This window comes from Mesomycoplasma ovipneumoniae (genome assembly GCF_038095995.1).
Taxonomy (GTDB): Bacteria; Bacillota_I; Bacilli_A; order Mycoplasmatales; family Metamycoplasmataceae; genus Mesomycoplasma; species Mesomycoplasma ovipneumoniae_F.
This window is the reverse complement of sequence record NZ_CP146005.1, coordinates 354,104-369,754: the sequence shown is the minus strand read 5'-3', so window position 1 is coordinate 369,754 and position 15,651 is coordinate 354,104. Positions and strand designations below refer to the sequence as shown.

General features: G+C 33.4%; 8 protein-coding genes. 7 read left to right on the top strand and 1 reads right to left on the bottom strand.

Translation table 4 applies throughout. The features are described from left to right. Position 1 precedes the first annotated feature (1 nt). Positions 2–4,309 (bottom strand): P110/LppT family adhesin N-terminal domain, encoded by a 4,308-nt coding sequence (locus V3249_RS01545; RefSeq protein ID WP_341517614.1) that lies wholly within the window; start codon positions 4,307–4,309, stop codon positions 2–4. A gap of 392 nt (positions 4,310–4,701) precedes the next feature. On the opposite strand from V3249_RS01545, the gene secA reads away from it, so the two are divergent. From secA to lon, 7 genes are all read left to right on the top strand, one after another. After that, positions 4,702–7,749 carry a preprotein translocase subunit SecA gene (gene secA, locus V3249_RS01540; RefSeq protein WP_337896868.1) on the top strand — a complete coding sequence of 1,016 codons (3,048 nt, stop codon included), beginning with the start codon at positions 4,702–4,704 and terminating at the stop codon, positions 7,747–7,749. A 793-nt stretch (positions 7,750–8,542) separates the two neighbouring features. Next, positions 8,543–9,241 carry a purine-nucleoside phosphorylase gene (locus V3249_RS01535; protein ID WP_337896870.1) on the top strand — a complete coding sequence of 233 codons (699 nt, stop codon included), beginning with the start codon at positions 8,543–8,545 and terminating at the stop codon, positions 9,239–9,241. Between the two features lie 3 nt (positions 9,242–9,244). Beyond that, complete coding sequence (locus V3249_RS01530; protein WP_341517613.1) at positions 9,245–10,528, top strand: thymidine phosphorylase; 1,284 nt, start codon at positions 9,245–9,247, stop codon at positions 10,526–10,528. A gap of 40 nt (positions 10,529–10,568) precedes the next feature. After that, positions 10,569–11,234 carry a deoxyribose-phosphate aldolase gene (gene deoC, locus V3249_RS01525; protein WP_252262945.1) on the top strand — a complete coding sequence of 222 codons (666 nt, stop codon included), beginning with the start codon at positions 10,569–10,571 and terminating at the stop codon, positions 11,232–11,234. A gap of 83 nt (positions 11,235–11,317) precedes the next feature. Then, entirely contained in the window at positions 11,318–11,932 is a 615-nt protein-coding gene (gene upp / locus V3249_RS01520) for a uracil phosphoribosyltransferase (RefSeq protein WP_337896871.1), read from the top strand. A 2-nt stretch (positions 11,933–11,934) separates the two neighbouring features. Continuing rightward, positions 11,935–12,633 carry an MPN527 family putative ECF transporter permease subunit gene (locus V3249_RS01515; RefSeq protein ID WP_337896872.1) on the top strand — a complete coding sequence of 233 codons (699 nt, stop codon included), beginning with the start codon at positions 11,935–11,937 and terminating at the stop codon, positions 12,631–12,633. A 150-nt stretch (positions 12,634–12,783) separates the two neighbouring features. Then, entirely contained in the window at positions 12,784–15,411 is a 2,628-nt protein-coding gene (lon, locus tag V3249_RS01510) for an endopeptidase La (RefSeq protein ID WP_337902535.1), read from the top strand. The last annotated feature ends 240 nt before the right edge of the window (positions 15,412–15,651 follow it).

The following is a 15,651-nucleotide window of genomic DNA, read 5'->3' as shown; positions in this document are numbered from 1 at the left end:
ATTATTTAAAATATTGATCAATAAAGGCTTTACGGATCTCAAGACGAGCTTTGTCATCTTTGGCCATTTTTTCACCTTTAAAGACTGCAAGAGCTTTAAATGTTATTCCTTCACGATCTTTGCCTGAAGAATCAAGCTCACTAATTATACGATCACCAATTTGGGAATAATCAATTCCACGACCAAACATTACACCAATTGGGGTATCAGGATTAATATTCTGTTTAGCGTCTTTATAAATTGACTGTAGTTGACTTGTTCAAACATATGGCTCTTGATTTGGCTCTCTTTGGGCAATTAGACTAAATGTAACGGATGATTTATCAATACGAACTTCTAAAATTCAAGTTTTATTTAAGAATGACTCAAGTGAAACATTATCTTTTGGTCTTGTGTGATTAAACCAAATACCATCTTGATAAATTTGACCTTGGCCGTCGGTGGATTTAGCCTCAATGAATTTTTTGAAAATGTCATTTACGTCTTCAGGTTTAACGGTTGGAGATTGTTCGGTTCCTATAGCGGCTACACCACCTGTGCCAATTGAACTACTAGTGTCATACAATTTCTTAGACTCAGTGATTTCTTGAGTGTCACCTAGATCAAAATTTTCAGCTGTTTGCTTTGTATAATCATAAAGTTTAGATGGATCTTGTGTACTTGCTGGATCAGCATCACGTAAAACAACTAATGATTTTGTTTGGTAATTATGTTCTGTTGTTGCTATTTGATTTTTATCAATTGCTAAAGAACGGGCTTTTTCAATTCTTCAACCAAGATTTAGTGTTTGTAAAAGTGCGCTTTTGTCTAGATTATGCTCACTAGTTCTAAATAGTTCAAGATAACTTGCTCCAAAAGAACCATTTTGTGCTTCTGGGGCAGTTGATAATAATTTATATGACTGATCTACTAGTTTATCTGTTTTTGCAATAGTATCTTCAGGTTTGAAAACAAAATACATTACACCTTCTTGCAGAGTTGATTTTTCAACTTGGCGTCCACGTGTTTTAATGAATTTTTTGGTGTTACCGTCAAATTCATAATCGGAACCTTGGTTATCATACTTATAAACAAGTGGTTGCTTAATTGTTATACCTTTGCCATTTTGGGCTCTTTGGTTGTAAAAGCCATTTTCTTTAAGTAACTTATCAAGTTCAGGATTGTCAGTAAAATTATTTACTTTATATTGGAAGGATGTTTTTGTTGAACTAATATTAGTTAAAATTGAATTTGTCTGACCTTCATGGGCATGAAAATCAAGACCAGAACTTCCGTCAATGAAGACATCTGGGCCATAAGCAAGTGATGTTTTAAGAGCAGTATTATTTTTATTAACACCAACAAGTCCGAATGTTGATGAAGCTATTGTGTCATTATCGCTGTCACGAACTTCAAAAACAAAATTATATGAACGTTTTTTCTCATCATATTGACTTGATATTGCTAATTTTTGCCCTTGAGCTTTATTAAATTTTTCAAACTTATCAAGATAATTAATTAAATAATCACCAAAAGCAAAAGTTTGTTCTTTTTCTGGAGCAGGGGTTGCTGGATCTTGGAAAGGTGTTGCTGTAGTTGCTACTGAAGATGAAGAAGTTGATGAAGCGGCTGTTGCACTTGAGCCAGAACTTGAACCTGAAGATGAAGATGAGCTAGAATCTACTGAACCAGCTGAAGCTGTAGAACTACCTGAACCAGATGAACCAGCCGCTGGAGTTGTAGATGTACCTGGAGCTGGAGTTGCAGCTGTACCTGAACCTGGGTTAGCCGGAGCTGGTGGTGTCGGAGTAGCCGGAGCTGGTTCTGGAGCTGGAGCAGCTTCAACTTTAGGTTTTTGCAAACTTATTTCATTAGTAATTGGATTTAGTGTTGATTTTAAATAAGCTTTGGCATTATTTTTTTCAGTATCTGAAATACTAAATCATGAGTCAAGTTTTGCAGTCTTGAAAATAAAATCAAGATCACTTTGGAACAAGAGATAAGGAAGTGAATTATTTAGGGTTCCTTGGTGGTTATTACCAACTAACTTTTCAAGTTCATTTTGAACTTTAGAACCTTCTGTGTTAATTGTGATTGGAAATGTTCAACCAGTAAATCTATATGAAGAATGATCTTTTTCTGGAGCACTAGGAGTTACTTCAATAGCAACATTTACCGTTTTAGGCTCAGTACTTTGAACTTCAGATTCTCTAACAATATCTTTAGAAACATCTAAAAATGGAACATTTTCAGGTCTAACTTCTAATTTGAAATTAGAATCAGCTTCAAAATTAACATTAAGTTTTAAAGTTTTATCTGTGCTTGACTCATCTTGATTTTTATCTAAAGAAAAATCAAAATTATAATCATCAACTTTAAGGTTATCTTTAGTTTCAAATCAAAAATCTAATTGATCTGGGGTAACTAAAGCAGATATACCTTCAGATTGAGTAGTTGGCAATTGATAATTATAAATTTCAAAATAAGGAGCGTAAAATTCTTTATCTTTTTTAGCTATTTGTTCAATAGTTTCTTCTTGAGGCTGCTGTTGTTGTGGCTGCTGCTGCTGTGGTTGCTGCTGCTGAGGCTGTTGCTGCTGAGGTTGCTGTTGTTGCGGCTGTTGCTGCATTTGTTGTTGTTCTTGTCCTTGAACTCCACCATCAGATGAAACTGCAGCAACAGCAGTCTGAACAGCGGCAGGTTGGGTTGGAGAAGTTGGATCTGTCTTAAGATCGATATTATATTCTTCTTTTAGATAAGTTTTAATTGCTTCGGTTGCTTTTGAATCTTTTGAGCTAAGTTCTTTTAATTTTTTTTCAAACTCGCTTTTAGTTCCTTCTTCAGCTTGAGACTCAGGTTGTGCTGAAACTGCTGGTGCAGTTTCACCAGGATTAGTTCCTGTACCTGACGCCTCACCCATAAGTGCTTGCTTGATTTTATTATTGTCTTTTAAATACTCTTCAAAAACTTTAGCCACTTTTGAGTCTGCAGCTGAACTTCTGGTTTGATAATCTGAAATTAATTTAGCAATACTTTGATTAGGATTTTTTCTAAAATATTCCGCAACTTGTGGTTTTAGACTAATATATTTATTTTGATTTTTATTTATTTTTGCAAATATTTTATCTTTAATTGAGTCAACTGAACTAAGACCAGTAATTTCTAGTCCAATTAATTTTTCTTTGTTAGATTTATCCAATAATTTTAGTCAAATTTTTGCAGTACCTTTTGCATCGTCAATATCAATTTTAACTAGTGATTTTTCAGAAGTAACTGGTAATAAAGTATACTCATTTGGAATTAAACTCTGTAATCCAGAAGCGGCAATTAATTCAAGTCCACCAAATGATTCTAAAGTTTGTTTAAGTGCAAGTTCAAGATTAGGATTTGTTGGTTTTAATTTAGAAACTAAAGGAACTTCAGGGGTTTTTGGGGTGTCTTCAACTTTAGGGGTTTCAGGTGTGGTTGGTTGATTTGAACCATCTTGTGATGCACCATTTTGGGCTCCAGTGCCAGACCCGGCTGAACCAGCATCGCCAGATGCTCCTCCAGTTGAACCACCTGCGGCTCCACCTGATGCTTCACCAGTTCCTAATCCTCCATTTCCTCCAGATCCAGTTGATTCTTGCTGAAACTGAGTTGCCACTCCAGCAGCAACGCCATCTGGAGTTTTAGTTGCAGCATCAAAAATTTCAGGAGAAATCTTACGAAGATTGGTTAGTAATTGATCTTGAAATTTAAGGGCAAAAGCTGAAGGAAAAATTGAATCTGAAGCAAACTTTTTAGTTAGTTGTGATTTATCAAGATTATATTTTGAAGACTCAGCAATGAAATTTTCAAGAAAATCTTCTTTGGCAATAGCACTAAATCCAGAAAGATTTGCAGTAAAAGCACGACTTGCTACTTCTTTTTTTGTTTTTTTATCAAAAACAAAAACAGTCAAGTTCCTAATTGAATTTGACTCAACCTTTGTTTCTTCAGTTACTTGAATATCGAAAAATAAATTAGAAAATTTATTATCAACTTTTGAAAAATCAACTGCTTGACTTAATTTAAAGGCATATAATTTATCGTTATGTAATTTAAATGCCTGTGAAGCTGAAATTTTGCTTCATTCGGGTTTTAGACTAAAATTGCTGATGGCAGCGACCAAATCAGCATCGTTTATTGGCGGGTTTAATTTCGTTTCGGACTTATCATTATCAAATAATGACTGATAGGACGAGTTAAGTGCTGATCTCTGTAGACCAATACCAACTCCGGCTGTAATTCCGATGAAACTAAGTCCCGCTAAAACTATTAATACTTTGTTGCGAATTTCTTTTTTCATAATGTAAAAAATTATACCAAAAAAAATTAATTTTTTTTATTTTTGAAATACTTAATTATCCTTTTTTTTTTTTTTTTGCAGGTTGTTTGAATTTCCAAATATATTATAAATTATTTTTTTGACTTAATAAATGAATTTCTCCTATTTTTTTAAACTATAATTTTCATAAATAGTAAAATTATACCAAAAAGAAAATTATTTTTTCCTTTTTATTCAAAAATATGCTAAAATTAAGGCATTTTCTGCGTCCGTAGTAAGACTAGTGTCAAAACTAACCAAGCCCAAAACCGCCCTAATAAATAAAATAAAAATAAATTATATATTATATTAAAAAATGTGGTATAATTTTTAGCGAAAGAATGAGTTAATAAATTAAGGGGGAAACTAATCTAATGAAAAAGGTTATCAATTTTTTTAAGACTTCTTCAGAACTACGGCTTGCATACCGTCTTTTAAAGCAGATAAACCAAAAGCGCGGTTATTATGGTTCAATGACCGATCAGGATCTTGCAAATCAGACAAATGTTCTAAAAAAGCGCCTGGCTAATGGTGAAAAACTCAAAGATATCAGAGTTGATGCTTTTGCTGTAGCCCGGGAGGCAACAAAAAGAATCCTTGGAAAAACGCCATATGACGTCCAAATTCTTGGTGGACTAATTCTTGACATGGGTTCGGTTGCTGAGATGAAAACTGGAGAAGGTAAGACAATTGCCTCAATTGCGCCAGTTTATCTTAATGCACTTTCAGGTCAAGGAGTTATTGTCTCAACTGTCAATGAATATCTATCTGAGCGAGACGCTGAAGATAATGGTAAAGTCTATAATTTTTTAGGTCTTTCTGTTGGAATTAATAAAGCCCAAATGGATCCTGAAACTAAAAGAATGATGTACGCTGCAGATATTACCTACTCAATTCATTCAGAATTAGGATTTGACTATTTGCGTGATAACATGGTCTATAGTGCTGCTGAAAAAGTTCAAAGAGGACTAAATTTTTGCCTTATTGATGAAATTGATTCAATTTTAATTGACGAGGCTAAAACTCCTTTGATTATTAGTGGTGGAAAGTCCAACCTTCCAGCTCAGTATTTATCTGCCAACCAATTTGTAAATACACTTGTAAATGAAGATTTTTATATCGACCAAGAAACAAAAGGTATTAAATTAAATGACAAAGGTATTGACAAAGCTAATGCCTTTTTTGGTTTACGCAACCTTTATGAAATTGAAAACTCTGAACTTGTTCACCGAATTCAAAATGCCCTTCGTGCAAATAAGGTAATGAAAAAAGACGTTGAGTATATTGTCCAAGACGGTAAAATCGAGCTTGTTGACCAATTTACCGGGCGAATTATGGCCGGAAGATCCTATTCTGAAGGTCTCCAGCAAGCCCTTCAGGCAAAAGAAGGAATTGAAATTGAACCTGAAACAAAAACCTTAGCAACAATTACTTACCAAAACTTTTTTCGTCTTTTTAAAAAACTCTCAGGAATGACCGGAACTGCAAAGACCGAAGAGCAAGAATTTATCGATGTTTACAATATGCGTGTCAATGTTATTCCAACCAACAAACCACTAGCGCGCCGCGATGAAAAAGATGAAATTTTTGCCACAATTGAACAAAAAAATAAAGCAATTATTGCCGAAGTCCAACGAGTTCATAAAACTGGCCAGCCAATACTAATTGGAACTTCCCAAGTTGTTGACTCTGAGACCTTATCAGAAATGCTGAACCAAAAAGGGCTGTTTCATACAGTTTTAAATGCAAAACAAAATCAGCTCGAGGCTGAAATAATCGCAAAGGCAGGCCGTAAAAATGCAATAACAATCGCAACAAATATGGCCGGCCGGGGAACAGATATTATTCTTGAACCTGGAGTTATTGACCTTGGCGGACTTTATATTTTAGGGACAGACAAGGCTGAATCAAGAAGAATTGACAACCAACTTCGTGGTCGGGCAGGTCGCCAAGGCGATATTGGTGTCTCAAGATTTTTTATTTCCCTTCAAGACCAGTTATTACGTCGTTTTTCCAATTTTGAACAAATTTTTGACACCTATGGCCTAACTGCTGGAGCCATTAAAGGGAAATATATTCACTCAGTTTTACTAGCAGCCCAGAAAAAAATTGAAGGCTTTAACTTTGATATGCGAAAAACCGTCCTCAGCTACGATGATGTTATTCGCCAGCAACGTGATTTAATTTACACTCAACGTGATATTTTGCTCCAGATTGATAATTTTGATCACTATATTAAAAAAATGATCATTAGAACTGTTGAAGTTATTTTAGGTTATGACTTTATTTTGCTGCCAAACCAAGAAATTCACTATAAAAATTTAGTTGATTTTTTAAACGACAACCTTTCAAGAATAACTCGCTATGACTTTGGCCAGAGCGGACTGGAAAAATACCCTTTTGAAGAACTTAGCAACTTTTTAGTCCAAGAACTAAATAAAATTTATTTTGAAACTCTCCAGCCAACACTAAAAGAAAATATTGGCCAAAACTATTTTGACTCCGAGCGGCACATAATTTTGTCTGTCCTTGATAATCAATGACAAAATCATATTGACACAATTGACAAACTTCGCTCTTCGGCAAATTTAGTCCAGTATTCCCAAAAAAATCCTTACCAGATTTTTACCGAACAGGCTACTTCCAAATTTAACATTTTAATTTCTGAGTCCGCTTTTCAGGCAATTGTTGGCCTTTTTAATAATTCTAATGCCGAAAAAATTGAATATGTCCAGGCAATTCTTTCTGATGGTAGTGCAATTTCTTATCCATCTGACACCCCAGATCACATCGTTGCCCAGCTAATTGCAACTAACGAAGACCGAATTGCTTATGCAAAACAAATTGAAAAAGAATCCCAGCCTGAATTTATTTACGAACAACTCAAAAATAATAACATTCAAAGACTCGATGCAAGCGGCGGATTTGAACTCTGACAAATTGCCAACAATAAACTTGTTAATCTCAAAGAAGATATGCCCCTTGACGAAAAACGTAATATTTTGCTAAGAATGAACCAAGAACAACTTGAACTTTTGGGCCAAAAAGAACTCAAAATTGACTCTGGAATGCCAGCACCTGAGCCAGGCCAAAACTCTGAGAACTTTTTTGAAGCAGATCAGCAAAACCAAAATAACCAAAATAAACAAGACGACTTTTTACCTTCAAACTTCTTTTTTGATGTAAAAGACGATCCGGATGCGATCATGAAAATGTTAGAACTTGACAGGCAAAAAGAAATGGCCAAAGGTGAGCTGAGCAGGCAGCAAGAGTCAGAAAATCTGGAAAATACAGAAAAACTCGAACAAGATCAGATTTTTGACTCGCAAAATTCAAGCGACCAACAAGAGTCAGAAAATCTGGAAAATACAGAAAAACCGGCCTCAGACCAGAATTCTGACTTGCAAAATTCAAGCGACTAAAGGACCCCCCTAAAATTAATGAAAAACTTTAGAATCCAAAGGAAATAAGAAAACTTGCTTGTTTTTACTTTTTTCTTGGTTTTTTACTAAAAGATGCTAAAATTGACAGAGAGGATAAGTCAAAGGATGCTAAAAAATACTAATGTTTTGCTTTTATTGGCGAAAATTAGCTATTTGTTGTCACTTTTAGGTTTTGTCCTTTCTGTTGTAGAAAATTTTTTCTACTTTTGGTTCTTTCAAAACTTCACCTTTGCGATTTTTGTAGGCCTTAGTGGTCTTGCTAGTTTTTTGTTTTTTTTGTTGCTTTTTTTGCTGTTTTTGCCAAAAATTAATCCAATTTATTGAAAAAATAGTTTATTTAATGACAAAAGATTCCAGAAAGATTTGTGCAATTTTTCACGCAAAAAAGGTAAACCCTTTTTAATTGCAGTTTCTTTGGCTTTTTCATTTTTAATTATTTTCAATTTGGTTAATTTATTGTTGTACGGGATTATTTATTATAGTTTTTCATTAGTTTTTGGTTCTTGCTTTAGTCTTTTTTGGATTAAGTTTAGAATTTGCGCAAAATGTTATGCCGTTTAGAAATCTTTTTAACATTTGCAAAAATTTAGTGTCCAAAATGCTTTTTTATATTATAGTTTTTCATTGGTTTTTGGTTCTTGCTTTAGTCTGTTTTGGATTAAGTTTCGAATTTGCGCAAAATGTTATGCCGTTTAGAAATCATTTTTAACATTTGCAAAAATTTAATAGCCAAAATGCTTTTTTATATTATAATATGCCTAAGAGGAGAATCATGACACCACATATTGAAGCTAAGAAACATGAAATTGCGCCAGTTGTATTAATGCCCGGAGATCCACTTCGAGCAGAATTTATTGCTAAAAATTTCTTAACCGACGCCAAACTTGTTTCAAAAGTCCGTAATAACTTAATTTTTACCGGCAAATATAAAGACAAAGAAGTGACTATCGCTGCCTCAGGGATGGGTTCTGGTTCTATTGGTATTTATGCCTATGAACTGTTTAAGTTTTATGATGTTGAGAAAATAATTCGGATTGGATCAGCTGGTTCTTATGATAAGGATCTTGAAATTTTTGACCTTGTTATTGCAAAATCAGCCTGATCAGATTCTTGTTCATTTCCGGCACTTTTAGGTCAGGGTCAATCTCATTTAAGTTACCCTGATTTGGAACTTGTAGCAAATTTATTCCATAGTGCTGAAAAATTAGGTTTGAGTCCGGTTTATACAAATATTCACTCAACTGATGTTTTTTACTCTACCCGCGATTTATCAAAAACAATCGAACTTTCAAGAGCACAAGCAGTAGAAATGGAATCTTTTGCTCTTTTTACAATAGCTAATCACTTGCAAAAAAAGGTGGCTTCAATTCTTACAATTTCTGATAGTTTAATTACCAAAACTTCACTTGATCCTTTAGCAAGACAAGAAAAATTTGAAGAAATGATTGAAATTGCCCTTGGAGCGCTTTAAAATATGAATTTATTTGAAATTATTGAAAAAAAAGTCAAAAAAGAACATTTAAGCGAAGAAGAAATTTATTTCATGATCAATGGATTTCTGTCTGGCCTAATTGCCGACTACCAGTTTTCTTCATTTTTGATGGCAATTTTAATTAATGGCCTTGATGATGATGAGCTTTATTTTTTTACTCGCGAAATTATTGCATCAGGTAAGACAATAAATCTTAGAAAAATTAACGGAGTTAAAATCGACAAGCACTCAACAGGCGGTGTTGGTGATAAAATATCACTAATAATAGGACCAATTTTTGCCGCGCTTGGTTACAAAGTTGCCAAAATGTCTGGAAGAGGTCTTGGATTTACTGGTGGTACAATCGACAAACTTGAGTCAATTCCAGGATTTCAAACTCAGCTAACTGAAGCTAGTTTTTTGGATCAAGTTCAAAAAATCGGAATTGCAATTACCGCACAGTCAAATGCAATTGTTCCTGCTGATAAAAAAATTTACGCGCTTCGTGATGTTAGTGGAACAGTTTCGTCAATTCCGTTAATTGCAAGTTCGATAATGTCAAAAAAAATTGCTACTGACACAGATGTTATTTTAATTGATGTAAAATGTGGTAGTGGCGCTTTTATGACTGATCTTGGGCAGGCAAAAAAATTAGCAAGTAAAATCAAAATGCTCGGAAAAAGATTTGGGAAAAAAACTATTGTTAAAATTACCAACATGGATGCCCCACTTGGACGAATGATCGGTAATAAAAATGAAATTATTGAATCATTGGCGATTCTTCAAGGTCAACAGTCCCAACTCGCTGACTTTGCAAAAGAATTAGTGGCCCAAACACTTTCTGAAATTGAAAAGCTAAAAATTGAAAAAGCCCGTGAAAAAGTTACTAAAATTATTGAGTCTGAACTTCCAAATGAAATTTTCTTAAAAATGGTAGTAGCCCAAGGCGGAAATCCGGCAACAATTCAGTCTTCAAACTTTTGAATTCCAGCATATAAGGAACAAATTTTTGCCCCACAAAGCGGATATATAAAATGGGAAAATGCAATAAATTTTGGAAAAATTGTTGCATTTTTAGGCGGAGGTCGTACTAAATTAAACCAAAAAATCGACTATGAAGCCGGAATTTGTCTAGAAGTTGAATCTGGAACATATGTTCAAGACGATCAGTTAATTTTTAGCCTTTATTCCTCTAATCCAATTGACTTGAGTAAAATTCAGGATTTAATTGCAAAAACTTTCTCAATTAAACCTGAACCAGAAGTTGAAAATATGTTTTTAAATTAGCCTAATTTAAAAACATATTTTTTATTTTAAAAGGAGATTTATGAATTTCAATAAATTAATTGATCACACAATTTTAAAAGCCCAGACAACTTCTCAAGATATCAAAAACCTGATCGCTGAGGCAAAAAAATACAATTTTGGTGCTATTTGCATCGCACCTACTTGAGTTAAATTAGCAAAACAAGAACTAAAAGACACTGATATTAAAATTGTCACTGTAATTGGCTTCCCGCTTGGAAATCAAGTTAGTGCTGTAAAACAAAAAGAAGCTAGTCTTGCAATAATGCACGGGGCTGATGAAATTGATATGGTAATGAATATCGGCAAATTTAAGGAAAAAGAATTTGACTTTGTTATCAATGAAATTAACCTAATAAAAAAGGAAATTGGAACAAAAATTCTGAAAGTTATAGTCGAAACTGCACTTTTATCAGCAAATGAAATTGCCGAGGCTACTAAAATTGTAAGCAAATCAAATGCAGATTTTATTAAAACCTCAACAGGATTTTCTTACCGTGGGGCAAGTCTTCAAGACATTGAAATAATGAGTGCTAATAAATCCAAAAACTTACAAATAAAAGCGGCCGGCGGAATTTCGTCAATTGAAGATATTAAAACATATTATAAATTAGGCGCAACTCGCTTTGGGACTTCTAAATCTGTAAGCATTGTTGAAAACTTGGACGATAAAAAATCTGAATATTAGTCTTTGAATTTTTTAAATTATGTTATAATTTAAAAAATTCAAATTTCAAAGTTAATTTTAATTTTAAATTTAAAGGAAAAATTATGCAAGTGAATGTTAGTCATCCTGTAATTGCTAGCGAAATTGCTAAAATAAGGCAAAATGTTTCTTTAGTTGATTTCCGGGCTGCAATTGAGAAAATTTCCTATTTACTTGCCTTCCCTGTTTTAGCCAAACTTAATTCAACAGATTTTAGCGGCACTTCTGTTCTTAAAGAACCTTTTTCAGGAACAAAAGTTAGCGACTCTATTGTTTTTGTGCCAATTTTGCGTGCTGGATTTGCAATGTTAGATCCTTTTTTGAATCTAGTTCCTGATGCAAAAGTTGCCCCTGTGGGAATGAAACGAAACTTAGATCTTTCAAATACAACTTACTATCTAAATTTGCCTAAAGCTAGTCCAAATTCAGTTGCAATTATTTTGGACCCTATTTTAGCAACAGGGAACTCGATAATTAGCACGATTGATTACCTTATTGAAAAAGGGTTTGCAAAAATAATTATTGCTACAATTTTAACTGTTCAAGAAGGTCTTGATAAAATTGCCAAAAAATATCCGCAAGTAAGTATCTTTTTTGGCCAAAAAGATGAAAAACTTAATGAAAAAGGCTACATTATCCCCGGAATTGGTGATGCCGGTGATCGTTTCTTTGGGGATTAGAGTTGAAAACTTCAATTTCGTGAAATTCTAACTATAATTTCAAAATAGCAATTACTGGAATTTTATTTAGTCTTTCGCTACTTTTTTTTATTTTTTCACACAATTATTTTTCCTGGCCGTTTTTTCAAAATCTTGGGCTAAAATTTGACTTATCTACCCTTTTCTTAGTACCAATATTCTTACTGGGCAATTTTTATTTAGGTTTTTGGTGCCTTTTGGTTCGGTTTGCAATTGGCCCTTGGCTTATTTTTAACCATTTTGGCGGAATTGACATTATCTATTTTGGCCATTTTGTACTATTTTTAGCTTCAGTAATATACATTTTTTCATTTTTAGGTTTTCGTTATCTTTTTATCAAAATTTTTAAAAATTTCACTAAAATAAAAAGGTTTATCATTTTATCACTAATTATCTCAACACTTACAACCAGTTTAATGATGACTTTTTTAAACGGAATTTTGATTTTTCCAGTTTATCTAAAGCTTTTTAATATAATAGATTCTGTATCGCTCAACTTAGTTTATAAAAAGTGAGACGATATTCAAAAAAGTTTTACTGAAAACGCAAATTTTTCCTATTGGTCTTTTATTTTTAGTGTTTTTATTCCTTTTAATCTTGCAAATTTTGCTTTTCAGTCAGTTTTAGCCTCTCCTATTTACATGATTATTGAACATTTTCACAAAAATAAGAGGCTAAACTAAGCAATTTTTAACCCAACTTCTTTATAATAAAAATATTATTTGTAATTTTGCTAATTTTTTTAAGTTGTTAAAATTTTTTTAGTTTTTGTGATATAATTATCTAGAAAAAATTGAAATAAACAATCAAAGGACATTTGAGGAGTTTTTACTATGCCAGTTCATTCATACCGTTTTTTAGTTGCATCAGAGGATGTTTATTTCCCAAACACCGCTCAGCAAACTATTAGTTTTAGCGACCCTGAATCAATTAAGATTCTCAGGGAAATTTACCATTCAACTTCACGGACAACTTTAACAAACAAAGAGTTGTTAATTGTTTACCGTAAAGAAAATGAAGAAGTAGATTTATTTGAAGAAGAAATTATTGACGAACAACTCGACAAAAAAGGCGCTGAACAAAACAAGTCAGGAGCTGCTGATGCTGCTAAGTCTAAAACTTCAGGAAATGAAAAGCTAACTGTAGATCCCAAAATCGAAAATGACTTTTCGCCAAGAATTCTTGACATTGATGAACTTTCTAAATATGCTTCTCTAATTAGAGTTCAAAGTTATCGCGCAAAAACTAGACCTGATAAAAGCGATTGGCAAACCGTAATTTTAGATTTCACTGTTCTTGAAAAAGTTCAACTTGTAGATTTAATAACTGACCCAAATAAAGCAAAAGCTGACCAAATAACTATTAAATCAACTCGTGAAATTATAAAAAATCGTGAAATTCACGTAAGTTTAATTAATGATTTACTTGAATTTGGGCGAAAAACAAAAAACTTTAAGATGCCAGGTGAGCTTCTTTTGGTTGTTGACAAATTTCAAAATAGTAACACCGAAGTTGAAAAAAATGAATTCATCAAAGGTGTAACAAACACTTTATCTTCATCAGTTAGCCTTAACTACCAACAAAAATACCATTTATTTTCACTAAATTCTTATGCCTCAAAAATTAAAAAACTATATGAACACGTTCATACCTTTAATGAACAAATTCGACTTGAGGATGAAATTAATGTTATTTTAAAATCTAACCTTGACAAACAACAAACAGAATTTATCCTCAAAGAAAAAATTAAGGCAATCCGTAAAAAATTAGGCGAAGATTCCCGTTATGAAGATGAAATTGAAGAGCTTTTACACTCAGAAATTGGAAAATTAATTTTCCCTAAAGAAGTTGCAAAAACAATAAAACGTGAAGCTAACCGTTTAAAATCAATGATGGCTACTTCACCTGAGTCTAATATCACCAAAAATTATCTTGATTTACTAGTCGCCCTGCCTTGAAGACGTGTAAGAAAAGACATTTTAGATATTCAAAATGTTCGCCAAAAACTTGAAGAAGCACATTATGGCCTTGACGAAATTAAAAAAAGAATAATTGAATATCTTGCCGCCCTAATTCACCGGCGTTCACAGTCAAATCAAGAGCCAACCCTTGAGAAAATTGATGGCGATTACTGTGATTCAAATTTATTTGTCAGCTCTAAAGTTCAAAAAGGAAGAACTAACTCAATTCCAATTTTAACACTTGTCGGGCCTCCAGGAACCGGAAAAACTTCAATTGCAATGGCAATTGCTGAATCAATTGGCAAAGAATTTGTGAAAATCTCCCTTGGAGGTGTCCGGGACGAGGCTGAAATAAGAGGTCACCGTCGGACATATGTTGGTGCTCTCCCGGGAAAAATTATTCAAGCTCTCAAAAAAGCTGGCGTTTCAAATCCACTAATTTTACTTGATGAAATTGACAAAATGGGTTCAGATTTTAAAGGTGATCCAGCAGCTGCGATGCTTGAGGTTTTAGATCCAGAACAAAACCGTTTTTTCCAAGATCACTATTTAGAACTTGAATATGACCTCTCACAAATTCTCTTTGTTGCCACCGCTAATGAAATTCATGACATTCCTGAGCCTTTACTTGACCGGGTTGAAATAATTGAGCTCTCATCTTATACTTTTTTAGAAAAACTGCAAATTGCAAAATCACACCTGATTCCTGCAGTTCTAAAAGAAAATTCCTTAGACCCAAAATATTTCCCAATTGATGATGAGACAATCGACTACCTCATTCGCTACTATACTCGCGAGGCAGGTGTCCGGGGACTCAAACGGGTTTTTGACAAAATTGCAAGAAAAATTATTGTCAGACTGCTTGAAAACACATTGGCCGAAAACTTTAAAATTGATGTCAAATTTGCCCGTGAACTTTTAGGAATTGAAAAATTTGACCCCGATCCTGTTGATGCTAGTCCGCAAATTGGAACTGTAAATGGACTAGGGTACTCTCCTCTGGGTGGTTCAACTTTGCAAATTGAAGTTAGCACAATTCCGGGGCGAGGTGATATTAAACTAACTGGTTCGCTCAAAGATGTAATGCAAGAATCAGCAAGAATCGCCCTGTCATATGTTCAGTCTAAAGCAAAAGATTTTGGAATTGACTTTGATTTTGAAAACACACTAATTCACATTCACGTTCCAGAAGGTGCTGTTCCAAAAGACGGGCCTTCTGCAGGAATAACTTTTACAACCGCAATAATTTCAGCCCTTAGCCAAAAACCCGTTTCACACGACATTGCAATGACAGGCGAAATTACACTGCGGGGAAAAGTGCTTGGAATTGGCGGTCTAAAGGAAAAATCACTTGGGGCCTATAAAAGCGGAATTAAAACAATTTTTATCCCGCAGTCAAACGAGAAAAATCTTGTTGATCTACCTGATGAGGTTAAAAACTCAATCAAATTTATTCCGGTTGAGACTTACCAGCAAATTTATGACTTTATTTTCAAATAATTTAACTTTTGTGATATAATCATTCTTTGTCCTTCGGGTTATTATTTGTTAAAAAGGATACTTTCAACAAATTTATGACTTTATTTTCAAATAATTCTGCTTTTGTGATATAATTATTCTTTGTCTTTCAGGTTATTATTTGTCAAAAAGGTATAAAATGAAAAACATAAAAAATTCTCAAAATAATTTTCGATTTTTTGGTATAATTAACCTTGAAAATTAAATTGAGAATTTTTGAAA